Here is a 24,154-nt window from a genome sequence, read left to right as displayed (position 1 = left end):
GGTGGCGCCCGCGCCGCCTTCTCGCCGGGGGGGGGCGGTGACTGGCGCCCCGGCTCGGCGGGGGAGGAGCGTGAAGATGCGACGACTCGGCGGAAGTGTGATTGGCACTCGACTTGACCGAGTGCTAGTCGATGGCTAGTTTCGGAACTGGCACTCTCCCCTGGCGGGTGCTAACGCTCGGAAGGAGCGCGACCCCCGCGACGGCGCGCGACGACCGAGCGCAAGTCTTGCAACATTCGACAGACGACAAAGTGGAGGTCGACGACGTGTCGGTCAACATCAAGCCGCTCGAGGACCGCATCCTCGTGCAGACGCTCGACGCCGAGCAGACCACGGCTTCCGGCCTGGTCATCCCGGACACCGCGAAGGAGAAGCCCCAGGAGGGCGAGGTCATCGCGGTCGGTCCCGGTCGGTGGAACGAGGACGGCGACGAGCGCATCCCGCTCGACATCTCCGTGGGTGACAAGGTCATCTACAGCAAGTACGGCGGCACCGAGGTCAAGTACGCCGGCGAGGAGTACCTCATCCTCAGCGCCCGCGACGTGCTGGCCGTCATCGGCTGACCCAGCCCCCTGAACCACGAGACTCCGCCCCGGGCGGCCCCGCACTGAGCCAGGGCCCTCGGGGCGTGGTCTTGGACGGCGGCGCGGCGCACCGAGCCGACGTGGTCGTCCCCACCGACACAGTCCTAGAAAGGCAGTGATCCTTCGATGCCGAAGATCCTGGAGTTCGACGAGAGCGCCCGCCGCGCGCTCGAGCGCGGCGTTGACGCGCTCGCCAACACCGTGAAGGTGACGCTCGGCCCGAAGGGCCGTTACGTCGTCCTCGACAAGAAGTGGGGCGCCCCCACGATCACCAACGACGGCGTCACGGTCGCCCGTGAGGTCGAGCTCGACGACCCGTTCGAGAACCTCGGCGCGCAACTGACCAAGGAGGTCGCCACCAAGACCAACGACGTCGCCGGTGACGGCACCACGACGGCGACGGTCCTGGCCCAGGCGATGGTCCACGAGGGCATCCGCGCGGTGGCCGCCGGGATCAACCCGATGGCGCTGAAGCGGGGCATGGACAAGGCCGCCGAGGCCGTCGGCGACGCGCTGCGCGACGCCGCCCGCGACATCGACTCCAAGGAGGACATGGCCGCGGTCGCGACCGTGTCCAGCCGCGACTCGCACATCGGCGACCTGCTCGCCGAGGCGTTCGACAAGGTCGGCAAGGACGGTGTCATCACCGTCGAGGAGTCGAACACCTTCGGCACCGAGCTCGAGTTCACCGAGGGGATGCAGTTCGACAAGGGCTACATCTCGCCGTACTTCGTGACCGACGCGGAGCGCATGGAGGCGGTCCTCGACGACCCGTACATCCTCCTCCACCAGGGGAAGATCAGCTCGGTCGCCGACCTGCTGCCGCTGCTCGAGAAGGTCATGCAGTCGGGCAAGCCGCTCTTTGTCCTCGCCGAGGACGTCGAGGGCGAGGCGCTCTCCACGCTGGTCGTCAACAAGATCCGCGGCACCTTCAACTCGGTCGCCGTCAAGGCCCCCGCCTTCGGTGACCGTCGCAAGGCGATGCTGCAGGACATCGCGATCCTCACCGGCGGTGAGGTCGTGGCTCCGGAGGTCGGGCTCAAGCTCGACCAGGTCGGGCTCGAGGTGCTCGGCCAGGCCCGTCGCGTGGTCGTCACCAAGGACAACACCACGATCGTCGACGGCGCCGGTGACGCCTCCGCGGTCAACGGCCGCGTCGCGCAGATCAAGGCCGAGATCGAGGCCACCGACTCCGACTGGGACCGCGAGAAGCTCCAGGAGCGGCTCGCGAAGCTGGCCGGCGGCGTCTGCGTCGTCAAGGTCGGTGCTGCCACCGAGGTCGAGCTCAAGGAGAAGAAGCACCGCATCGAGGACGCCGTCTCCGCGACGCGCGCCGCGATCGAGGAGGGGATCATCCCCGGCGGTGGCTCCGCGCTGGTGCACGCCACGTCCGCGCTCGAGGGTGACCTCGGGCTCACCGGCGACGAGGCCGTCGGCGTCCGGGTGGTCCGCAAGGCGGCCGACGAGCCGCTGCGCTGGATCGCCGAGAACGGCGGCGAGAACGGCTACGTCGTCGTCGCCAAGGTCCGCGAGGGTGGCGTCGGCAACGGTTACAACGCGGCCACCGGCGAGTACGGCGACCTGCTGGGCCAGGGGATCCTCGACCCGGTCAAGGTGACCCGCTCCGCGCTGGTCAATGCCACCTCCATCGCGGCGATGCTGCTCACCACCGAGACCCTCGTGGTGGACAAGCCCGAGGAGGAGGAGCCCGCCGCGGCCGGTCACGGCCACGGTCACGGGCACGGCCACTGAGCCGAGCCCGCCGGCTCACGGCACCCGCACGATGACAGCACCACGGACACGGCCCCGTTCCCTCGAGGAGCGGGGCCGTGTCCGCCTGCTCGCGGTCCTCGTCACGCTCGTGGTGCTGGCGGCTGCGTCCGCCGTCTTCCTGATGGTCCGGGGCGACGACGGCGGCGACGACGACCGCGACCCGGCACCTCGCGCGGAGGCGACCGGCACCCCGTCTCCCACCCCGACGCCGATGACCGGGTGCACCGTCGACGAGCGGTTGGTCAACTCCTGCCGCCCCTGGTTCGGCGCCACGGCCAACCGCTACCCGCAGGCCGAGAAGTGGAACAAGACCGCGCAGCTGCGGTACTTCGAGCGCCGCACCGGGCGGCGGCTCGACGTCGCCCACAACTACCACCCGGCCGGCGAGAACTCCCTCGACGACACCGACCGCTACTTCGCCTCCCGACCCGACACCCTGATGCTGGTCAACTGGCAGCCGACCCTCGACTGGTCCCGCGCCGACGGCAGCGACCCCGAGGTCAACGCGGGCATCGACGAGATGGGACGCAGCATCAAGTCGCTCGGCCGCACGCGCATCATGCTGGCGCTCTTCCACGAGCCCGAGAACGACGTGTCCGAGGCCCCGTCCTGCCCGAAGGGCACCCCGATCAACGGGGAGTCCGGCACGCCGGAGGAGTACCGCACGATGTGGCGGACCGTCCACGAGCGGTTCGACGCGCTCGGGGTCGACAACGTCGTGTGGGTCATGAACTACATGGGCTACCCGGCGTACAACTGCATGATCGACGCGCTCTACCCGGGTGACGACCTGGTCGACTGGATCCTCTTCAACGCCTACGCGCAGGGCCACGCCCCGGAGAGCTTCGAGGCGGAGGTCCGCAACATGTACGACCTGCTCACCCGCCGCTCCGGCCCGCGACACGACTACCTGTCGAAGCCGTGGGGGCTGGCCGAGTGGGGGATCTACGACTCCTCCCAGGAAGCGGCCTACCTCTACTACGAGCAGGCCCGCGAGGCCGTCGAGGCCGACACCTTCCCCCAGCTGAAGCTCTTCGCCGTCTTCGACTCCGTCGACCCGCACACCCTCGACGGCAGCTACCGCGTCGCGTACGGGCGGGACGGCACGCGTGACCGGCGTGAGCAGCGCGCCTTCAACCGGTTCGCCCAGAGCTGGCGGCTCAACGGCCCCTGGGAGCACGAGCCCCGGCGCTGATCGTCCGGAACGTCCGGTATGGGCCCCTGTCGGGACCGCGTGTGGGACGTAGAGCCCTGTCGGCACGGCCCCCCTCGCTTCCTAGGCTGCGCGCAGGGAAGAAGCCGTCGTGGGGGCGGCACCAGGGGGAGCTGTGTCGAGGTGTGGGTGGGCCGTCGGGCGTGCACGCGCATGCCGCCCCGCAGGGTGGTTGCTCGTGCTGCTGCCGCTGCTCGTCGCGGGCGTCCCGCTCGCCGCGCAGGCCGCCCCCGCCCCTGACGTCTCCAGGGCCGGGATCGCCGCGGCGACGGCCGAGGGGTGCACCGTCGACGAGCGGCTGGTCAACTCCTGCCGGCCCTGGTTCGGCACCACCGCCAACCGCTACCCGGAGGTGCCGGACTACTACTCCAAGCTCGACCAGATGCTCTACGCCGAGGAGCGGATGGGGCGCCAGGTGGAGGTCGCGCACACCTACCGCGTGGCCGGGCAGAACTCGCTCCGCGAGGAGGACGTCCACTTCGCCACCCGGCCGGACACGATCCTCTTCGTCAACTACCAGGTGACCCGCGACTGGCCGACCGCCGACGGCAGCGACGACGCGGTCAACGCGCAGATCGACGAGATGGCCGCGAGCGTCAAGGCGCTGGGCGACCACAAGATCCTGATGTCGGTCCACCATGAGCCGGAGAACGACGTCACCACCACCGCGGGCTGCACCGGGATCACCCACCTCGGCACCTCGGGGACGCCCGCCGACTACCTCGCGATGTGGCGCAACGTGCGGGCACGGTTCGACGCCGCCGGCGTCGACAACGTCGTGTGGGTCATGAACTACATGAACTACGAGCCCTTCAACTGCATGGTCGAGGAGCTCTACCCGGGCGACGACCTCGTCGACTGGATCGTGTGGAACGCCTACCAGCACGGCGACGACGACGTCTCCTTCGAGGAGCGCGCCCGCAACCTCTACGACTTCTTCACGGCGCGGAGCACCCCGGAGCGCGACTACCTGTCGAAGGTGTGGGGGCTCGCCGAGTGGGGGATCAACGAGTCCACCCAGGAGAGTGCCTACCGCTACTACGCCCAGGCGAAGGAGGCGGTGGAGACGGGCCGGTTCCCGAAGTTCGCCCTCTACGCCAACTTCGACAACGGCGACCCGAACACCGGCGACGGCAGCTACCGCGTCGCCTACGACACGGCGGACGTCCACGACCCCCTCGAGCAGGCCGCGTTCAACGCGTTCGCCCACTCGTGGCGGTTCACCGGCGACGGCACGCCGCCGGTCGTCGAGCCTCCCGTCGACACCCCGCCGAGCACCCCCACCGGGCTGACCGCGACGCCCGCCGCCGACGGCCGCTCGATCGCGCTCGGCTGGGCCGCCTCCGTCGACGACGTCGGGGTCGCCGGCTACGAAGTGCTCCACAACGGTGTCGTGGTCGGGAGCACCGCGACCACCACGTGGACCCACACCGGCCGGCAGCCGGGGAGCACCGCGACGTACGCGGTCCGCGCGGTCGACACCGCGGGCGCCACCAGCGAGCCGACCGCCGGGGTGACCGTGACGACGCCCCGTCCCGACACCACGGCACCGTCGCAGGTGACCGGGCTCAGCGGCCGGCTGGTCGCCGGGGTCCCCCAGCTCACCTGGCGGGCCGCGACGGACGACGTCGGCGTGGCGGCGTACGACGTGCTGCGTGGCGGAGTCGTCGTCGGGACCACCAGCAGCCGTTCGTTCACCGACTCCTCGGCGCCCCAGGGCCGCTCCTCCTCCTACACGGTCCGGGCCCGCGACGCCGCCGGCAACGTCGGGCGCGCGAGCAGCGCCGTGCGGCTCACGGCGCGCGACACCATCGCACCGACCACCCCGCCCCTCCTCACCGTGAGCCGGTCGCGGACCAGCGCGACGCTGACCTGGACGCGGGCCAGCGACAACGTCGGAGTGACCGGCTACCTGGTCTTCCGCGGCTCCACCCAGGTGCGGCGGGTGTCCGCGTCCACCGTCCGCACCTCCGTCGGCAGCCTGCGCGCCGGCACCCGCTACACGTTCCGCGTCGTCGCCGTCGACGCCGCGGGCAACCGGAGCCCGGCCGCCACGGTCACGGGCTGAGAACGAGAAGGGCACCACGATGCTGGGACGAGCACGGAAGATGGGCGTCGGGGCGATCGCGCTCCTCGCGGGGCTGGCGGGGATGACGCTGGCCGGGGCGCCGGCGGCACCGGCCGCGCCGCTGCCGGGGTGCGAGCTGACCGAGCTCCTGGTCAACCCGTGCCGGCCCATGTTCGGCGCGAGCTCCAACGGCACCCCGGACGTCGACGGCACCAAGCGCGACCAGATCCTCAACTTCGAGCAGCGGGTCGGCCGCCAGCTCGACATCGTGCACCTCTACCACGGTGCCGGGAACATGAGCCACCAGCTCGACGAGCACGACCTCTACTTCATCAACCGGCCCGACACGCTGCTCTACCTCAACTGGCCGGTGACCACGACGTCGTTCGCCAGCGCCGCCGGCGGCAACGCGCAGATGAACGGCTACATCCGGCAGATGGCGCGCAGCATCAAGGCGCTCGGTGACAAGAAGCTGTTCCTCGCCGTCCACCACGAGCCGGAGAACGACATCGCCTTCACCTGCCCCGGGCAGTCGACGAGGCCGGGCACGATGGGCACCGCAGCCGAGTACGTCGCGATGTGGCACAACATCCGCTCGATCTTCGACGCCGAGGGCGTCGACAACGTCGTGTGGGTCATGAACTACATGAACTACCCGGCCTACGAGTGCATGATCGACGACCTGTGGCCCGGCGACGAGTACGTCGACTGGATCACCTTCAACGGCTACCAGGGCGGCAACAACGACGTCAGCTTCGAGAAGCGCGTCCGCGAGATGTACGACGTGCTGCTCCGCGAGAGCAACCAGGAGCACGACTACGCCTCGAAGGAGTGGGGCATCGTCGAGTGGAGCATCCACAGCGCGAGCCGGGCGAACACCTACCTCTACTACCAGCAGGCCCGCCAGGCGGTGGAGAACAACGTCTTCCCGAAGCTGAACTTCTACATGGTCTTCGACAACCAGGACGCCAACCGCGGCATCCGCAGCTTCATGGTCGCCTACGACAGCCAGAACGTCTTCGACCCCGCGGAGCAGGAGGCGTTCAACGTCTTCGCCAACTCCTGGCGGCTCAGCGAGGACGGCCAGCCCGGCGACGACGACACCGCGCCGACGACACCCGGCGGGTTCACCGCCACGGTGCAGCCGTCGGGCACGGTGCAGATGAGCTGGTCCGCCGCGTCCGACGACAAGGGCGTCGCCCGGTACGAGCTGTTCCGCAACGGCATGCCGATCGGCTCGACCGCCTCGACCAGCTTCACCGACACCATCCCGTCGTCCGCACGCCGGATGTACACGGTGCGCGCCGTCGACACCGCCGGCCAGGTCAGCCCGACGACGCACCCGACGATCGCCACGGCCGGGGGCGGTGGGGGCGGCGACACCACCGCGCCGAGCGTCCCCACCGGCGTCGCCGCGACCCGGGTGGGCGGCCAGCCGGTGATCTCCTGGAACGCCTCCACCGACAACGTCGGCGTCACCGGCTACGACGTGCTCCGCAACGGCACCGTGGTGGGCACCACGACCGGGACCTCGTGGACCGACACGTCGAACCCGGCCGGGACGCCGAGCTACACGGTCCGGGCGCGCGACGCCGCCGGCAACGTCAGCGCGGCCAGCACGGCGGTGAGCCCGCCGTCCACCGCCGACACGACCCGGCCGAGCCGTCCGACCGGGGTGACCTCGGCACTGGTGAACAACCAGCCGCGGATCTCGTGGACCGCCTCGACCGACAACGTCGGGGTGACCGGCTACGACGTGCTCCGCAACGGGGTCGTGGTCGGCACGACCACCACCACGTCGTACACCGACGCGGCGGCGCCGCAGGGCCGTTCGCACACGTGGACGGTGCGTGCCCGCGACGCGGCGGGCAACGTCAGCCAGCTGAGTGCCTCGGTCTCGCGGACGGTGCCGGACACGACCGCGCCCAGCGCCCCCGGCTCGCTGACGGCCACCCGGCCGGTGCCGACCCGGGTGCGGCTGACCTGGACCGCGGCCACCGACAACGTGGGCGTGACCGGCTACATCGTCTACCGCGGCACCACCGTGGTCGCGCGGCCGGGATCGAGCGCCCGCTCGTACACCGTCACCGGTCTGCCGCGTACGGCGCAGACGTTCCGGGTGGCGGCACGGGACGCGCGCGGCAACATCGGGCCGAGCCTCACCGTGACGCGATAGCCGCAGGGAAGAGCGCGAGGGGTGACGCAGGAGGTGGCCCCGGCGGGAATCCGCCGGGGTCACCTCGTCGTTAGACTCCCTGTACGCCGCCGCTCGCCCCGGAAGGTCCCTCGTGAGTCTCACTGCTGCTGGTGTCCCCGATCCGTTCCTCCCGCTCGGGCTGACGTACGACGACGTCCTGCTCCTGCCCGGTGAGACCGATGTGGTTCCGAGCGAGGTGGACACCACCTCGCGGCTGACCCGGGAGATCAGCCTCCGGGTGCCGCTCGTCTCGAGCGCGATGGACACCGTGACGGAGTCGCGGATGGCGATCGCGATGGCACGGCAGGGCGGCCTCGGCGTCCTCCACCGCAACCTGTCGATCGAGGACCAGGCCTACCAGGTCGACCTGGTGAAGCGGACCCAGACGGGGATGATCTCCAACCCGGTGACGATCGGCCCGAAGGCGACGCTGGAGGAGCTCGACGAGCGGTGCGGGGAGTACCGCGTCTCCGGGCTGCCGGTCGTCGACGAGGGCAACAAGCTCCTCGGCATCGTCACCAACCGCGACCTGCGGTTCACCCCGGTCGCGGAGTGGGGGAGCACGCTGGTCTCCGACGTGATGACCCCGATGCCGCTGATCACCGCGCCGGTCGGGATCTCCCACGACGACGCCACCGCGATCCTGCGGCAGCACAAGCGCGAGCGGCTGCCGATCGTCGACGACAGCGGCCACCTCGCCGGGCTGATCACCGTGAAGGACTTCGTGAAGTCCGAGCAGTTCCCGCACGCCTCCAAGGACGCCGACGGCCGGCTGCTGGTCGGTGCCGCAGTGGGCTACTTCGGCGACGCCTACGAGCGGGCCACCACGCTGGTCGAGGCCGGGGTCGACGTGCTGGTGGTCGACACCGCGCACGGCCACGCCCGCCTGCTGCTGGAGATGGTCGAGCGGCTGAAGAAGGACCCTGCCCTGGAGCACGTCCAGGTCATCGGCGGCAACGTGGCCACCCGGGCGGGCGCCCAGGCGCTGGTCGACGCCGGGGTCGACGCGGTGAAGGTGGGCGTCGGGCCGGGCTCGATCTGCACCACCCGCGTCGTGGCCGGCGTCGGCGTGCCCCAGGTGACCGCGATCCACGAGGCCGCGCAGGCCTGCAAGCCGGCCGGGGTCCCGGTGATCGGCGACGGCGGGCTGCAGTACTCCGGCGACATCGCCAAGGCCCTCGTCGCCGGGGCCGACACCGTGATGATCGGCTCGCTGCTCGCCGGCTGCGAGGAGAGCCCCGGGGAGCTGATCTTCCTCAACGGCAAGCAGTACAAGTCGTACCGCGGCATGGGGTCGCTGGCCGCGATGTCCTCGCGCGGCAAGAAGTCCTACTCCAAGGACCGCTACTTCCAGGCCGACGTGATGAGCGACGACAAGATCGTCCCCGAGGGGATCGAGGGGCAGGTCGCCTACCGCGGCCCGGTCGCGGCGGTCGCCCACCAGCTCGTCGGTGGGCTCCAGCAGTCGATGTTCTACGTCGGCGCGCGCACGATCCCCGAGCTCCAGGCGCGCGGCAAGTTCGTCCGGATCACCTCGGCCGGGCTCAAGGAGAGCCACCCGCACGACATCCAGATGGTGGCCGAGGCACCGAACTACAGCCTCGGACGCTGACCGCGCCGTCCCCGGGCATCAGGGGGCGCCGCGCGGCTCCTCGTGGGACTCCAGGGTCTCGCTCAGCTCGTCGGTGACCAGCAGGTCGTGGTCGACCTGGCCCGCCCGGAAGGCGGCCCGGCCGGCCATGTGGCTGGCGATCGGGGCGGTGGAGAACTGGAACAGCACCACGAGCAGCAGCAGCCCGAGGGTCCGCTCGTCGCGGAGCCGCAGCCCCAGCCCGACCAGCACCAGCACGAGGCCGAGCACCTGCGGCTTGGTCGCGGCGTGCATCCGGCTGAGCAGGTCGGGGAACCGGATCATGCCGAGCGCGGCCAGCAGCGACAGCAGGCAGCCGGCCAGCAGGCACGCCGCGGCGGCCACGTCGAGCACGTCGGTCCAGCTCACCGGTCCTCCTCCTCGACGCCCTGGCGGCCACCGGTCAGCGACGCGACGCTGGCCGTGCTGACGAACCCGAGCAGGGCCAGCGCCGCCAGGATCGGCAGCGAGTGGGTGTGCTGGTGCACCGCGGCCTCGAGCCCCAGAGCGCAGATCGTCGCCGAGACCAGCACGTCGAAGGCGACGATGCGGTCGAGCATCGTGGGGCCGCGCGTGATCCGGACGACCACGAGCACCGCGGCGACCACGAGGAACGCGCTGCAGATCCCCAGGACCCAGGTCATCGGCGCTCCTCCTCGGCGGAGACGGAGCCGGTGCGGCGGTGGGCGAGGGTGTGCTCCGCCCCGAACGCCGCGACCACCCGCTGCTCGAGCTCCAGGGTGCGCTCGCGCATGGACTCGGCGGCCCGGAGGTCGTCGGTGTCCAGCACGTGGAGGAAGAGCGTGTGGCTGCTTCGGCGTACCTCGACGACGATGCTGCCCGGAACGAGCGAGGTCATCTCGGCGACCACCGTCAGCACGAAGTCGGAGTCACTGCGCAGGTTCACCTCGATGACCGAGTTGCGCACGGTGCGGGGGCGGAGCGCGAGCAGGGCGACCTGGACGCTGGAGACGACCACGTCGACGAAGAACTTCAGGGTGAGCCGGGTGAGCGCCAGGGGCCGCAGCCTCAGCTGCATCCGGACCGCCGGCAGCGGGAAGACCAGGCAGACCGCGACCGCCACGAGGAGCCCCGAGACCACGTTGCCGACCGACAGGTCGCCCCACAGCGCCACCCAGAGGACGGTCAGCCAGGCGAGGTTCGCCGGCTGGAGCGCGCGGTAGCGGGACCGTCGCGGCGGCGGGGCCTGGGTGGTCTCGTCGACGGTGCTCACGGCGTGTCCCCGGTCAGGACGGCCTCGAGGTACGGGGTGCGCTCCAGCAGGTCCACGGCGGCGCGGTCGGTGTAGTCGAACAGCGGTCCGGCGACGACGGTGAGCAGCAGGCTCAGCCCGACCAGCCCGAGCGCGGCCGCGGTCATCGTGCGCGGCCGGTGGTGGGGGAGGTCGTCGTCCTGGAGCCGCTGGTAGAGGTCGCGGTCAGGGGTGTCGTCGTGGATGCTGCGGGCCTCCTGCTGCTCCACCCGTCCGTACGACGCGGAGCCGACCCGGACCCGCTGCCGCTCCTCGCCGGGGGCGTCCTGGTAGTCCTGCTGGACCGCGAGCGACGTCTCGTGGGCCTGCTGGGGGGTCCGCCAGAAGGCCAGGCTCCAGGCCTTCGCGACCGCGTAGAGCGTCAGCAGGCTGGTGGCCATGCCGGCGGCGACGAGGACGTAGGCGAGCGTCGACCCCTGCTCGATCCCCGCCGAGGCGAGCCCGACCTTGCCGAGGAACCCGGACATCGGCGGGATCCCGGCGAGGTTCATCGCCGGGACGAAGAAGCTCAGGCCGAGGATCGGCGAGAGCCGCGCCAGCCCGCCGAGCCGGAGCAGCGAGGTGCTGCCGGCGCGGTGCTCGACCAGCCCCACCACGAGGAACAGCCCTGTCTGGATGGTGATGTGGTGGACGACGTAGAAGATCGCGCCTGAGACGCCGGCCGCGGTGGCCAGCCCCACGCCGAAGATCATGTAGCCGATGTGGCTGACCAGCGTGAAGGAGAGCATCCGCTTGATGTCCGACTGGGCGACCGCACCGAGGATCCCGACGAGCATGGTGAGCAGGGCGGCGACGAGCAGTGCCGTGGTCAGCGGGCTGTCCGGGAAGAGCAGGGTCTGGGTCCGCAGGATCGCGTAGACACCGACCTTGGTCAGCAACCCGGCGAACACCGCGGTCACCGGGGCTGGTGCGGTCGGGTAGCTGTCGGGCAGCCAGAACGACAGCGGGAAGACCGCTGCCTTGATCGAGAAGACCGTGAGCAGCATCAGCTGGAGGAGCAGCGCGACGGCCTCGGGGAGCGCGTCGAGCCGGCCGGCGAGCTGCGCGAAATTGAGGCTGCCGGTGGCGGAGTAGACCATCGCGATCGCGACGAGGAAGACCATCGACGACAGCACGTTGACGACCACGTAGATCGTCCCTGCGCGGATCCGCGACTCCGTCCCGCCGAGCGTCAGCAGGACGTAGCTCGCGAAGAGCAGCATCTCGAAGCTGACGAAGAGGTTGAACAGGTCGGCGGCGAGGAACGCGTTCGCCACGCCCGCAGCCAGCACGAGGAACGACGGGTGGTAGATCGACAGCGGGGCGCTCTCGGCCTCGTCGACCATGCCCTGGCCCACCGAGTACACGAGCACCGCAAGGGTGACGAGGGCGGAGACCAGCAGCATCAGCGACGAGAGCCGGTCGGCGACCAACGCGATGCCGAGCGGCTCCGGCCACCCGCCTATCCAGAGCGCCTGCGGCCCGTCCTGGTCGGCGCGGACCACCAGCACGGCGGCCACCGCGGCGACGGCGACCAGGGCGATGATGCTGACCATCCGCTGGAGGGAGGGCCGGCGGACGAGCACCAGGCTGAGCCCCGCGGCGAGCAGCGGGACGATGACCGGGAGGGCGACCAGCGCGTCGCTCATGCGCCACGCTCCACGGGCTCGTCGGCGTCCGGTTCCTCGCGGTGCTCGTCCATCTCGTAGCCGTGGGAGGCCTCGTCGGCCGCCGCGAGCCGGCGGATCACGGCGTCCTCGACGTCGTCCTGGACGTCGTCGTGGCCGTCGATCTGCCAGCTGCGGTAAGCCATCGCGAGCAGGAACGCCGTGGTGCCCAGCGTGATGACGATCGCGGTGAGGATCAGCGCCTGCGGGAGCGGGTCGGCGGTCTCGGCACCGCCGGCGTCGCTGACGATCGGTGCCGGCCCGGCGGCGCCGCCGGACTGGAGGATCAGCACGTTGACGCCGTTGCCCATCAGCACGACGCCGACGAGGACGCGGCTGAGGCTCCGCTCGAGGAGCAGGTAGATCCCGCATCCGAACATGACGGCGGCGACGAGGACCAGCGTGAGGTTGACGGTCATGCTCCGCCTCCTGTCGGGGCGGCGGCGCGGCTCTCGCGCTCCTCGCGGAGGATCTGCCGGTCGATGCCGGAGCCAAGGCTGCGGAGCAGGTCGAGCATCAGCCCGACGACCACGAGGTACACGCCGACGTCGAAGAAGAGCGACGTGACCAGGTGCAGCTCGCCGATGAGCGGGACCGCGAGGTCGACGACCGCGCTCTGGAGGACGGTGCCGCCGAAGGCCAGCGGCGCCAGCCCGGAGAGCGCGGCGACGCCGAGCCCGGTGCCGATCAGCACGCCGGCGTCGACGGGTGCGGCCTCGTCGAGCTCGTACCGACCACCGGCCAGGTAGCGGACGAGCAGCGCCAGCCCGGTGACCAGCCCGGCAGCGAACCCGCCGCCGGGGTTGTTGTGGCCGGAGAACAGCAGGAACACCGACAGCACGATGATCGCGTGGAAGAGCAGCCGGGTGACGACCTCGAAGATGATCGAGCGGCGCTCGGGGGCCAAGGTCCGCCCGGCAGGCAGCCAGACCCGCCGCGACTTGTTGGTCGTCTGCTTGCGGACGCTGACCGGGTACGGGATCTCGCGCACCCGGCGGATCGCCATCCCGCGGGTCTCGATGAAGATGAGGCTCGCGACACCGGTAGCGGCCACGACGAGCACCGCGAGCTCGCCCATCGTGTCCCAGGCGCGGATGTCCACCAGCGTCACGTTGACGATGTTCTTGCCGCCGCCGTACTCCACGGCCTCGGTGGCGAAGTCGTCCGACACCGGCACCGCGGTGCGCGCGGCACCGGTGACCAGCATGAAGCTGGCGACCGCGACGGCGGCGAGCAGCCCGATCGCGGCGCGCACGTGGCGGCTCCAGTGCAGCGGCCGGTCGGTGAAGTACGCCGGCAGCCGGCGCAGCACCAGCACGAACACGACGAGCGTCACCGTCTCGACCAGCAGCTGGGTCAGCGCCAGGTCGGGCGCGCCCTGGAGCAGGAAGAGCAGGGCCGTGCCGTAGCCGGCGACGCCCACCAGCACGACCGCCTTGAGCCGCCGGCGCGCCCGCGCGGTCAGCACAGCGGCGACCACGACGACGACCGCGACGAGCGGCTGCCCGACGTTGTCCCAGCGGACCCACCGCACGGGGTCCTGGAGGGCGGCGACGAGCGCGGCGCCCGGCACCACGACGATCACCAGGAGGATGACGCTCAGGTAGATCGCGACCGAGCCCCGCTGGGTGCGGCCGGTGAGCTCCACGGCCGCGCGGTCGAGCCCGCGGACCGCCCAGTGGTAGCTGCGCTCGGCGCTGAGCGGCGTGGTCAGCCGGGCCTGCACCTGCTCGACGAGCGCCCGGGCAGCGAAGGCCAAGAGACCGACGGCGAGCGAGAGCAGGGTCAGCAGCAGGGCGGTGTTGACGCCGTGCCAGAGGGTCAGCTTCGGCGCGTGCTCGCCGGCGGGGAAGCTCGCGGCGTGCCGGTCGAGCAGGGTGGTCAGCGGGCCGCCGGTGAACCCGAGCAGCAGGGAGAGCGCGGCGAAGACGGCCGGCGGGACGACGGCGGCGGCCCCCGGAGGGGTGACGGTCGACGGCTCCACGCCGTCCTTGGTCGCGAAGGCGCCCCAGAGGAAGCGCAGCGTGTAGGCGGCGGTGAGGGCGGAGCCGGCGACGACGCCGGCGACGACCGCCCAGCCGAGGTACGCCGGCACGCCGGTGCCGTCCCCGGTGTGCGCGACGTCGAGCAGCGCGGCGAGGACCGACTCCTTGGCCGTGAAGCCGAGCAGCGGGGGGAGGCCGGCCATCGACGCCCCGGCGACGCAGGCGAGCACGGCGACCCAGGGAAGCTTGCGCCCGACCCCGGAGAGCGCGCGCAGGTCCCGGGTGCCGGCGGTGTGGTCGACGATCCCGACGACGAGGAAGAGGGTGGCCTTGAACAGCGCGTGCGCCAGGAGCAGCGCCAGCGCGGCGAAGGCGGCCGCCCTCGTCCCGGTGCCGGCGACGACGGTGAGGAAGCCGAGCTGGCTGACGGTGCCGTAGGCGAGGAGCAGCTTGATGTCGACCTGGCGCAGCGCCCGCCAGCCGCCGACCAGCATCGTGGCGGTGCCGAGCACGAGCGTGGTCTCGCGCCAACCGGCGACGTCGGCGAACGCGGGCGAGAGCAGCGCGACCAGGTAGATCCCGGCCTTCACCATCGCCGCGGCGTGGAGGTAGGCGCTGACCGGGGTCGGGGCCGCCATCGCACCCGGAAGCCAGAAGTGGAACGGCACGACGGCCGACTTGGTGACCGCGCCGGCGAGCAGCAGCACGGCGGCGGTCACGGCGACGCCGCCGGTGGGGGGTGAGGCCAGCACGTCCTCGACGCGGAAGCTGCCGGCCGCGTCGCCGACCAGCAGGATCCCCACCAGCATCGCCAGTCCGCCGAGGGTGGTGACGACGAGCGCCTGCATGCCGGCCGCCCGGCTGCCCCGCCGTGCAGGGTCGTGGCCGATGAGCAGGTAGGAGAAGACCGTGGTCAGCTCCCAGAACACGTAGAGCAGCAGCAGGTCGGCGGAGAGGACGAGGCCGAGCATCGCCCCCGCGAAGGCGACGAAGTGGCCGGAGAACGAGGTCAGCCCCGGCTCGTCGGCATGGAAGTACCAGGCGCAGTAGACCAGCACGAGCCCGCCGACCCCGGTGACCAGCAGCGCCAGCACCCACTGCAGCGGCCCCATCGCCAGGGCGACCTCGAGCCCGAGGCTCGGCACCCAGGGGACGTCCTGCTCGACGCGGTCACCGTCGACGACCGCAGGGCCCTGTGCGGCGAGCCAGGTCAGGGAGGCCAGCGGCACGACCGCGAGGAGCAGGAAGACCTTCCTGCCGAACCAGCCGACCAGCGGTGGCGCCACCGCCGCTGCCAGGAAGTGTGCAGCGAGGATCGGCAGCACGGGGGGCCTTCCTGGTGGACCGGTGTCGTCGGTCCCAGGGTAGTGACTGGGCGCAGCCGCCCGCGCCCGTGCCGCGCCTGGGATGGCGCGGGTAGGGTTGCGCCCCGTGCAGGAGATCGAGATCGGCCGTGCCAAGCGGGGTCGTCGGGCGTGGTCGTTCGACGACATCGCGATCGTCCCGTCCCGGCGGACCCGGGACCCCGAGGAGGTCTCGACCGCCTGGCAGATCGACGCCTACCGGTTCGACATCCCGGTGCTCGCTGCCCCGATGGACTCGGTCATGTCGCCGGCCACCGCGGTCGAGCTCGGCCGCCACGGTGGGCTCGGCGTGCTCGACCTCGAGGGGCTGTGGACCCGCTACGAGGACCCCACCGACCTGCTGGCGGAGGTCGCGTCGCTCGACGACCGGTCCGCGATCCGGCGGATGCAGGAGATCTACACCGAGCCGGTGAAGCCCGAGCTGATCACCGAGCGGCTCCGCGAGATGCGTGCCTCCGGGGTCACCGTCGCCGGCAGCCTCTCACCGCAGCGCACCAAGGACTACGCCAAGACGGTCGTCGACGCCGGCGTCGACATGTTCGTCATCCGCGGGACGACCGTGAGCGCCGAGCACGTCTCGGGCCAGGCGGAGCCGCTGAACCTCAAGGAGTTCATCTACGAGCTCGACGTGCCCGTGATCGTCGGAGGGTGCGCGACCTACCAGGCGGCGCTCCACCTGATGCGCACCGGCGCCGCCGGCGTCCTCGTCGGGTTCGGCGGGGGAGCTGCGCACACCACCCGCACGGTCCTCGGGCTCGCCGTGCCGATGGCCAGCGCGGTCGCCGACGTGGCCGCGGCCCGTCGCGACTACCTCGACGAGTCCGGCGGCCGCTACGTGCACGTGATCGCGGACGGCTCGATCGGTCGTTCGGGCGACCTCTCGAAGGCGATCGCGTGCGGTGCCGACGCGGTGATGATCGGCTCGCCGCTGGCCCGGGCCAGCGAGGCGCCGGGCCGCGGGTTCCACTGGGGCTCCGAGGCCTGGCACCACAAGCTGCCCCGCGGCGAGCGGATCCGGATCGGCACCGCCGGCAGCCTCGAGGAGATCCTGTTCGGCCCCTCGTCGACCGCCGACGGCACCCTGAACCTCGTCGGCGCGCTGCGCCGGGCGATGGCGATGACCGGTTACACCGAGCTCAAGGAGTTCCAGCGGGTCGAGGTCGTCGTCACCTCGGACTGAACCAGCCAGGATGGGGGGCATGCGCCCGTCGGCCCTCAGCCCGTCGTCACGTTCCGCCGCCCTGGCCGCGATGGCGGCCGACGAGCTCGACGTGCTCGTGGTCGGCGGTGGCGTCACCGGCTGCGGCACGCTGCTCGACGCGGTCACCCGCGGGCTGTCCTGCGGGCTGATCGAGCAGCGCGACCTCGCGTCGGGGACCAGCTCGCGGTCGAGCAAGCTGATCCACGGCGGGCTGCGCTACCTCGAGATGTACGACTTCGGGCTGGTCCGGGAGGCGCTGCGCGAGCGCGGGCTGCTGCTCACGCGGCTGGCGCCGCACCTGGTCCGGCCGGTGCCGTTCCTCTACCCGCTGACCCGCCACTGGGAGCGGCCGTACGTCGGCGCCGGGCTCGCGCTCTACGACGGGCTCGCGGCGGCCGGGCGGGAGCGGGCCGGGGTGCCGCGCCACCGCCACCTGACCCGCCGGCAGGCGCTGCGGATCGCGCCGGACCTGCGCCCGGACGCCCTGGTCGGCGCGGTGCAGTACCACGACTGCCAGGTCGACGACGCCCGGCACACGATGGTGCTGGCCCGCACCGCCGCGAGCCACGGCGCGCACGTCGCCACCCGGACCCGGGTCACGGGATTCGTCCGCGAGGGCGAGCGCGTCACCGGGGTGACGGCGAAGGACCTGGAGTCGGGCGAGGAGCTCACCGTCCGCGCCCGCGTCGTCGTCAACGCCGCCGGGGTGTGGACCGACGAGATCCAGCGGATGGTCGGCGGCCGCGGCGCGCTCAACGTCCAGGCCAGCAAAGGGATCCACCTCGTCGTGCCCCGCGACCGGATCCGCTCGCAGTCCGGCGTCATCCTGCGCACGGCCACCTCGGTGCTCTTCGTCATCCCGTGGGGGCGCCACTGGATCATCGGCACGACCGACACCGCCTGGGAGCTCGACAAGGCGCATCCAGCGGCCTCGCGGGCCGACATCGAGTACCTCCTCGACCAGGTCAACCGGGTCCTGCGCGAGCCGCTCGAGCACGACGACGTCGAGGGCGTGTACGCCGGGCTCCGGCCCCTGCTCTCGGGCGAGTCCGAGCCGACCAGTCGCATCTCGCGCGAGCACATGGTGGCGACGCCGGTCCCCGGGCTGGTGCTCGTCGCGGGCGGCAAGTACACGACCTACCGCGTGATGGCCCGCGACGCCGTCGACGCCGCCGCGCACTCGCTGGGGGACCGGGTGCCGACGAGCATCACCGACCGCGTGCCGCTGCTCGGCGCCGAGGGCTACGCGACCCGGCGCAACCAGGTCGCGGCGATCGCCCGGCGCTCCGGGCTGCACCGCGCGCGGGTCGAGCACCTGCTGGGGCGGCAGGGCGACCTCGTGGACGAGCTCGTCGAGCTGGTGCTCTCCGAGCCCGAGCTGCGGGAGCCGCTGCCCGGCGCCGAGGACTACCTCAAGGCCGAGGTGGTCCACGCGGTCACGCACGAAGGAGCCCGCCACCTCGACGACGTGCTGACCCGGCGTACCCGCATCTCGATCGAGACCTTCGACCGCGGCGTCGCCGCCGCCCGCCCGGCAGCGGAGCTGATGGCCGGACCGCTCGGGTGGGACCGCGCCGCCGTCGACCGGGAGGTCGACCACTACCTGCGCCGCGTCGAGGCCGAGCGCCGCAGCCAGCAGGAGTGGACCGACCAGGAGGCCGACGAAGCGAGGGTCAGGTCGGGGGACATCGTCGGGGGGTAGTTTGTTACCGGCCGTTCACATACCATCGGTATATGGGTTCCTCCGACGCCGGCTCCGCCGCGCCCGAGCTCCTCGACCCCGACCACGACCCCGCCGCCTCCTACGCCCTCGACCAGGCGCACGTCCGCCGGCTGACCGGGCTGCTGACCGCCTCGAGCGGGGAGACGAAGCCGTCGATCTCGCCGGTCAACGGCCAGCCGCTCGGCCACGTCCCGCAGTCGACGGCGGCCGACGTGGAGGAGGCGTTCCGGCGGGCGCGCAAGGCGCAGGCCCGGTGGGCGCGGACCTCGCTCGAGGAGCGGTCCGCGATGTTCCTCCGGCTCCACGACATCGTCCTGCGGCGCCAGGACGAGATCATGGACATGATCTGCTGGGAGTCCGGCAAGGCGCGCAAGCACGCCTTCGACGAGCCGCTGCACATCGCGCTGACCGCCCGCTACTACGCCCGGACCGCCGAGGAGCACCTGTCGACCAAGCGGGTCGCCGGTGTCGTCCCCGGCCTCACGCGGGTCGAGGTCAACCGCGTCCCCAAGGGCGTCGTCGGGATCATCTCGCCCTGGAACTACCCCTTCACGATGGCGCTCTGCGACGGGCTTCCGGCGATCATGGCCGGCAACGCCGTCGTCGCGAAGCCCGACGCCCAGACGATGCTCAGCGCGCTGCTGGGCCTCGAGCTGCTCCACGAGGCCGGGTTCCCGGAGGACCTGTGGCAGATGGTCGCGGGGCCGGGCCGGACCATCGGCACGGAGATCATCGAGCGCGCCGACTACGTCTGCTTCACCGGCTCCACCGCGACCGGCAAGGTCATCGCCCAGCAGTGCGCGGAGCGGCTGATCGGCTGCTCGCTCGAGCTCGGCGGCAAGAACCCGATCCTCGTCCTGCGTGACGCCGACCTCGACCGGGCCGCCGAGGGAGCGGTGCGGGCGGCGTTCTCGAACGCCGGCCAGCTCTGCGTGTCGATGGAGCGGATGTACGTCGCCGACCAGGTCTACGACCGGTTCATGGCGAAGTTCGTCGAGCGGGTGAAGGCGATGCGGCTCGGCGTCGGGCTCGAGTGGGGCCACGACATGGGTGCGCTCATCTCGCAGGACCAGCTCGACACGGTCGTCGGGCACGTCGAGGACGCACGCGCGAAGGGGGCCCGGGTGCTGACCGGCGGACGGGCGCGGCCGGACATCAGCCCCTACTTCTACGAGCCGACGGTCCTCGAGGGCACCACCCCCGACATGCGCTGCTTCGGTGACGAGAGCTTCGGCCCGGTGATCTCGGTCTACCGGTTCCACGACGAGTCCGACGCGGTCGCGCGGGCCAACGAGGGGCAGTACGGTCTCAACGCCGCCGTCTACAGCCGTGACACCCGGCGCGCCCGGGAGATCGCCCGGCGCATCAAGTGCGGCACGGTGAACGTCAACGAGGCGTTCGGCGCGACCTTCGCCAGCATCGAGTCCCCGATGGGCGGGATGCGGGACTCCGGCATGGGGCGCCGCCAGGGCGCCGAGGGCATCCTCCGCTACACCGAGTCGCAGTCGGTCGCCGTCCAGCGGGTGCTGCGGTTCGCCCCGATGTTCGGGATGAGCGACGAGCAGTACGCCCGGTTCATGACGCGCAGCGTCGCCCTGATGACCAAGCTCGGCAGGAAGTAGGCACCGCCACCCATGTTCGACTTCGACTTCGACGTCCTCGTCATCGGCTCCGGCTTCGGGGGGTCGGTCACCGCGCTGCGGCTGACCGAGAAGGGGTACCGCGTCGGCGTCCTCGAGGCCGGCGCCCGGTTCCGCGACGAGGACTTCGCGAAGACGTCGTTCGAGCTGAAGAAGTACCTCTTCCGCCCCGAGATCGGCTGCTACGGCATCCAGCGGATCGAGGCGGTGCGCGACTCGCTGATCATGGCCGGCGCCGGTGTCGGCGGCGGGTCGCTGGTCTACGCGAACACCCTCTACGAGCCGCTCGAGCAGTTCTACAACGACCCCCAGTGGCGGGACATCACCGACTGGAAGCGCGAGCTGGCGCCGTACTACGACCAGGCGAAGCGGATGCTCGGCGTCGTCGAGAACCCGCTCCGCACCCCGTCGGACGACGTGATGGAGCAGGTCGCCAAGGAGCTCGGCGTGGAGGACACCTTCCACCCGACCCCGGTCGGCGTCTTCTTCGGCGGCCCCGAGACGCAGCCCGGTGAGAAGGTTCCGGACCCGTTCTTCGGCGGCGCAGGCCCTGACCGCCACGTCTGCATCGAGTGCGGCGACTGCATGACCGGGTGCAAGTACAACGCCAAGAACACCCTGGTGAAGAACTACCTCTACCTCGCCGAGGCCAAGGGCGCGAAGGTGCTGCCGCTCTCGACGGTCACCCGGGTCAAGCCGCTGGACGGCGGCGGCTACGAGGTCACGTTGAAGTTCACCAAGGCCAAGCGGACGACGAAGAAGGTGACGCGCACCCTCACCGCCGAGCAGGTCGTCTTCGCCGCCGCCGCGATCGGCACCCAGAAGCTGCTGCACAAGATGAAGGCCGAGGGGCACCTGCCGGGGCTCTCCGACCGGCTCGGCTTCCTCTCCCGGACCAACTCCGAGTCGATCCTCGGCGCGATCGCGCCGGACACCAAGATCGACTACAGCCGCGGCATCGCGATCACCTCGAGCTTCCACCCCGACCCCGACACCCACGTCGAGCCGGTGCGGTACGGCGCGGGCAGCAACGCGATGGCGCTGATGCAGACGGTCCTCACCGACGGCGACGGGCCCGCCCCTCGCTGGCGCACCTGGCTCAAGGAGCTGTGGCTGCAGAAGCGCAACGTCTTCGACCTCTACGACGTCAAGCACTGGTCGGAGCGGACGGTCATCGCCCTGGTGATGCAGACGCTCGACAACTCCATCACGACGTACGCCAAGCGGATCCCGGGCACTCGCAAGTGGCGGCTCACCTCCCGGCAGGGCCACGGGGAGCCCAACCCCACGTGGATCCCGATCGCCAACCAGGTCGTGCGGCGGATGGCCGAGATCATGGGCGGCGTGCCGGGCGGCTCGATCGGCGACCCGTTCAACATGCCGATGACCGCGCACTTCATCGGTGGCGCGACCATCGGCCGCACGCCCGAGGACGGCGTCGTCGACGCCTACCAGCGGGTCTTCGGCCACCCCGGGCTGCACATCGCCGACGGCTCCGCGATCTCGGCGAACCTCGGGGTGAACCCGTCGCTGACGATCACCGCGCAGGCCGAGCGGGCGATGGCGTTCTGGCCCAACAAGGGCGAGGCCGACCCGCGCCCGCCGCTGGGCTCGCAGTACGAGCGGATCGACCCCGTCGCTCCCCGGGACCCTGCCGTCCCCGCGACGGCCCCGGCCGCGCTCCGCCTCCCGATCGTCTCCGTCTCCTAGCCGCGTGCGGCTGCCGGCGCGGCTGAGCCCCGCGAGTCGGCGCTTCCTGCCGGGCTGTTGCGCCGAGTCGTCGCATCTTCATCGATGAAACCCGCCCAGTCGTCGCATCTTCCGCGTGCGGCTGCCGACGCGGCGCCGTTCATGTCCGTCCGCAGCCGGATCGACCGTACGACGTGCGGACGGACATGATCGGTGAAGTTGCGACGACTCGACCGGCGTACGACGGGAAGTTGCGACGGCTCGACCGCCGTACGACGGGAAGATGCGACGGCTCGCGCCCGATCCAGGGCAGGCGACGCCGATCCGGCCCGAAAACGACCCAGGGCCCGACCGGGAGGGAGGGAGGTCGGGCCCCGGACAGTCCATGCAGCTGCTTGGACTTCGGAGACCCGGCCTGGGAGGGAGTTTGATCCCGGGCCTCCGCACGCTTCAACGAGCCCTGCGGACGCGGGTTACGCCGTCTCGAGACATTTCTGTATCGGCTCGCCACCAGGCCGCACCGATAGACTCGCGGGGTCCTGGAGCGGGGGCTCCCACCGCAGGCGCACGCCGTGCGCCACGCCCGAAAGGCCCGATCTTGACCACCGATCACGACCTGGTCCTCGTCGTCGACTTCGGGGCGCAGTACGCGCAGCTGATCGCCCGACGTGTCCGCGAGGCGCGGGTCTACTCCGAGATCGTCCCGCACACCACCCCGCTCGAGGAGCTGCTCGCCCGCCGACCGAAGGCGATCATCCTGTCCGGCGGCCCGTCGTCGGTCTACGAGCCGGGCGCCCCGCAGCTCGGGCCGGAGATCTTCGAGTCGGGTGTCTCGGTGTTCGGCATGTGCTACGGCTTCCAGGCGATGGCCCAGGCTCTCGGCGGCGAGGTGCGGCGCACCGGCTCCTCGGAGTACGGGCGGACGCCGGTGACCGTCGAGGAGCCCGGAGCCCTGCTCGCGGCCGTGCCCGGGGAGCACCGGGTCTGGATGAGCCACGGCGACTCCGTGGTGGCGGCGCCGCCCGGGTTCACCGTGCTCGCGTCGACGACCGGGTCGCCGGTCGCGGCGTTCGAGGACGTCGACCGCGGGCTCGCCGGCGTGCAGTGGCACCCGGAGGTGCTGCACACCGAGCACGGCCAGGCGGTCCTCGAGCACTTCCTGCACACCATCGCCGGCTGCCGGCCGACGTGGACGATGGTCAACATCGTCGACGAGCAGGTCGAGAAGATCCAGCGCCAGGTCGGCGACCGGCGGGCGATCTGCGGGCTGTCGGGCGGGGTGGACTCGGCGGTGGCCGCCGCCCTCGTGCAGCGCGCCATCGGCGACCGGCTCACCTGTGTCTTCGTCGACCACGGGCTGCTGCGCAAGGGCGAGGCCGAGCAGGTCGAGCGCGACTTCGTCGCCGCCACCGGCGTGGACCTGCACGTCGTGAACGCGCAGGAGCGGTTTCTCGGCGCGCTCGCCGGGGTCACCGACCCCGAGGAGAAGCGGAAGATCATCGGCCGCGAGTTCATCCGGGTCTTCGAGCAGGCCGAGGCCGAGATCGTCGGCGAGGCGGCGGCCCAGGGCGAGAAGGTGCAGTTCCTCGTGCAGGGGACGCTCTACCCCGACGTGGTCGAGTCCGGCGGCGGTGCCGGCACCGCGAACATCAAGTCCCACCACAACGTCGGCGGGCTCCCCGAGGACCTCGAGTTCGAGCTCGTCGAGCCGCTGCGCACGCTGTTCAAGGACGAGGTCCGGCTGGTGGGGGAGCAGCTCGGGCTGCCCGCCGAGATGGTCTGGCGCCACCCGTTCCCGGGGCCTGGGCTCGGGATCCGGATCATCGGCGAGGTCACCCAGGAGCGGCTCGACATCCTGCGCGAGGCCGACGCCATCGCCCGCGAGGAGCTGACGAGGGCCGGCCTCGACCGCGACATCTGGCAGTTCCCCGTGGTGCTGCTCGGCGACGTCCGCTCCGTAGGCGTGCAAGGCGACGGCCGCACGTACGGCCACCCTGTCGTGCTGCGCCCGGTGACCTCCGAGGACGCCATGACCGCCGACTGGGCCCGGCTGCCGTACGACGTCGTCGAGGCGATCTCGACCCGGATCACCAACGAGGTCCGCGAGATCAACCGGGTCACCCTCGACGTGACCTCGAAGCCGCCCGGCACCATCGAGTGGGAGTGAG

General features: G+C 71.6%; 17 protein-coding genes. 11 read left to right on the top strand and 6 right to left on the bottom strand.

Annotation, left to right across the window (positions count from 1 at the left end):
* Positions 1-266: 266 nt before the first annotated feature.
* The 6 genes from groES (at position 267) to guaB (ending at position 9,447) form a co-directional block, all read left to right on the top strand.
* Positions 267-563 carry a co-chaperone GroES gene (gene groES / locus FIP57_RS02000; RefSeq protein WP_148571800.1) on the top strand — a complete coding sequence of 99 codons (297 nt, stop codon included), beginning with the start codon at positions 267-269 and terminating at the stop codon, positions 561-563.
* A 147-nt stretch (positions 564-710) separates the two neighbouring features.
* Positions 711-2,336, top strand: coding sequence for a chaperonin GroEL (gene groL / locus FIP57_RS01995; RefSeq protein WP_148571409.1), 1,626 nt, complete (start codon positions 711-713; stop codon positions 2,334-2,336).
* Positions 2,337-2,367: 31 nt separating this feature from the next.
* Entirely contained in the window at positions 2,368-3,552 is a 1,185-nt protein-coding gene (locus FIP57_RS01990) for a glycosyl hydrolase (protein ID WP_162529654.1), read from the top strand.
* Between the two features lie 196 nt (positions 3,553-3,748).
* Positions 3,749-5,638 (top strand): fibronectin type III domain-containing protein, encoded by a 1,890-nt coding sequence (locus FIP57_RS01985; RefSeq protein WP_148571405.1) that lies wholly within the window; start codon positions 3,749-3,751, stop codon positions 5,636-5,638.
* A 19-nt stretch (positions 5,639-5,657) separates the two neighbouring features.
* Positions 5,658-7,814 carry a fibronectin type III domain-containing protein gene (locus FIP57_RS01980; protein ID WP_148571403.1) on the top strand — a complete coding sequence of 719 codons (2,157 nt, stop codon included), beginning with the start codon at positions 5,658-5,660 and terminating at the stop codon, positions 7,812-7,814.
* A 112-nt stretch (positions 7,815-7,926) separates the two neighbouring features.
* Positions 7,927-9,447 (top strand): IMP dehydrogenase, encoded by a 1,521-nt coding sequence (gene guaB, locus FIP57_RS01975; RefSeq protein WP_148571401.1) that lies wholly within the window; start codon positions 7,927-7,929, stop codon positions 9,445-9,447.
* A gap of 18 nt (positions 9,448-9,465) precedes the next feature.
* On the opposite strand, the gene mnhG is transcribed toward guaB, so the two are convergent.
* The 6 genes from mnhG to FIP57_RS01945 are packed head-to-tail and all read right to left on the bottom strand — an operon-like array spanning position 9,466 to position 15,694.
* Positions 9,466-9,834 (bottom strand): monovalent cation/H(+) antiporter subunit G, encoded by a 369-nt coding sequence (mnhG, locus tag FIP57_RS01970; protein ID WP_148571399.1) that lies wholly within the window; start codon positions 9,832-9,834, stop codon positions 9,466-9,468.
* On the bottom strand, positions 9,831-10,109 hold the full coding sequence (locus FIP57_RS01965) for an MrpF/PhaF family protein (RefSeq protein WP_148571397.1): 279 nt from the start codon (positions 10,107-10,109) through the stop codon (positions 9,831-9,833). The genes mnhG and FIP57_RS01965 overlap by 4 nt, the downstream gene beginning before the upstream one ends.
* Complete coding sequence (locus FIP57_RS01960; RefSeq protein ID WP_148571395.1) at positions 10,106-10,699, bottom strand: Na+/H+ antiporter subunit E; 594 nt, start codon at positions 10,697-10,699, stop codon at positions 10,106-10,108. Before FIP57_RS01960 ends, FIP57_RS01965 begins: the two co-directional genes overlap by 4 nt.
* Positions 10,696-12,366, bottom strand: coding sequence for a Na+/H+ antiporter subunit D (locus tag FIP57_RS01955; protein ID WP_148571393.1), 1,671 nt, complete (start codon positions 12,364-12,366; stop codon positions 10,696-10,698). Before FIP57_RS01955 ends, FIP57_RS01960 begins: the two co-directional genes overlap by 4 nt.
* On the bottom strand, positions 12,363-12,803 hold the full coding sequence (locus tag FIP57_RS01950) for a Na(+)/H(+) antiporter subunit C (protein WP_148571391.1): 441 nt from the start codon (positions 12,801-12,803) through the stop codon (positions 12,363-12,365). The genes FIP57_RS01955 and FIP57_RS01950 overlap by 4 nt, the downstream gene beginning before the upstream one ends.
* Complete coding sequence (locus FIP57_RS01945; RefSeq protein WP_148571389.1) at positions 12,800-15,694, bottom strand: Na+/H+ antiporter subunit A; 2,895 nt, start codon at positions 15,692-15,694, stop codon at positions 12,800-12,802. The genes FIP57_RS01950 and FIP57_RS01945 overlap by 4 nt, the downstream gene beginning before the upstream one ends.
* A 106-nt stretch (positions 15,695-15,800) precedes the next feature.
* Here FIP57_RS01945 and FIP57_RS01940 point away from each other — a divergent pair, with 106 nt between their 5' ends.
* From FIP57_RS01940 to guaA, 5 genes are all read left to right on the top strand, one after another.
* Positions 15,801-16,913: a GuaB3 family IMP dehydrogenase-related protein gene (locus tag FIP57_RS01940; protein WP_203230995.1), complete on the top strand. Its 1,113-nt coding sequence runs from the start codon at positions 15,801-15,803 to the stop codon at positions 16,911-16,913.
* Positions 16,914-16,932: 19 nt separating this feature from the next.
* Entirely contained in the window at positions 16,933-18,636 is a 1,704-nt protein-coding gene (locus tag FIP57_RS01935; RefSeq protein ID WP_148571385.1) for a glycerol-3-phosphate dehydrogenase/oxidase, read from the top strand.
* A gap of 32 nt (positions 18,637-18,668) precedes the next feature.
* Positions 18,669-20,279: a succinic semialdehyde dehydrogenase gene (locus FIP57_RS01930; RefSeq protein WP_148571383.1), complete on the top strand. Its 1,611-nt coding sequence runs from the start codon at positions 18,669-18,671 to the stop codon at positions 20,277-20,279.
* Positions 20,280-20,291: 12 nt separating this feature from the next.
* Complete coding sequence (locus tag FIP57_RS01925) at positions 20,292-22,007, top strand: GMC family oxidoreductase N-terminal domain-containing protein (RefSeq protein ID WP_148571381.1); 1,716 nt, start codon at positions 20,292-20,294, stop codon at positions 22,005-22,007.
* A 577-nt stretch (positions 22,008-22,584) separates the two neighbouring features.
* A complete protein-coding gene (gene guaA / locus FIP57_RS01920; protein ID WP_148571378.1) occupies positions 22,585-24,153 on the top strand; it encodes a glutamine-hydrolyzing GMP synthase in 1,569 nt (522 codons plus the stop codon).
* Position 24,154 lies beyond the last annotated feature (1 nt).

The organism is Nocardioides caldifontis (assembly GCF_008087345.1).
In the GTDB taxonomy this organism is placed as follows: Bacteria; Actinomycetota; Actinomycetes; order Propionibacteriales; family Nocardioidaceae; genus Marmoricola_A; species Marmoricola_A caldifontis.
This window is presented reverse-complemented; position numbering and strand designations above follow the sequence as displayed.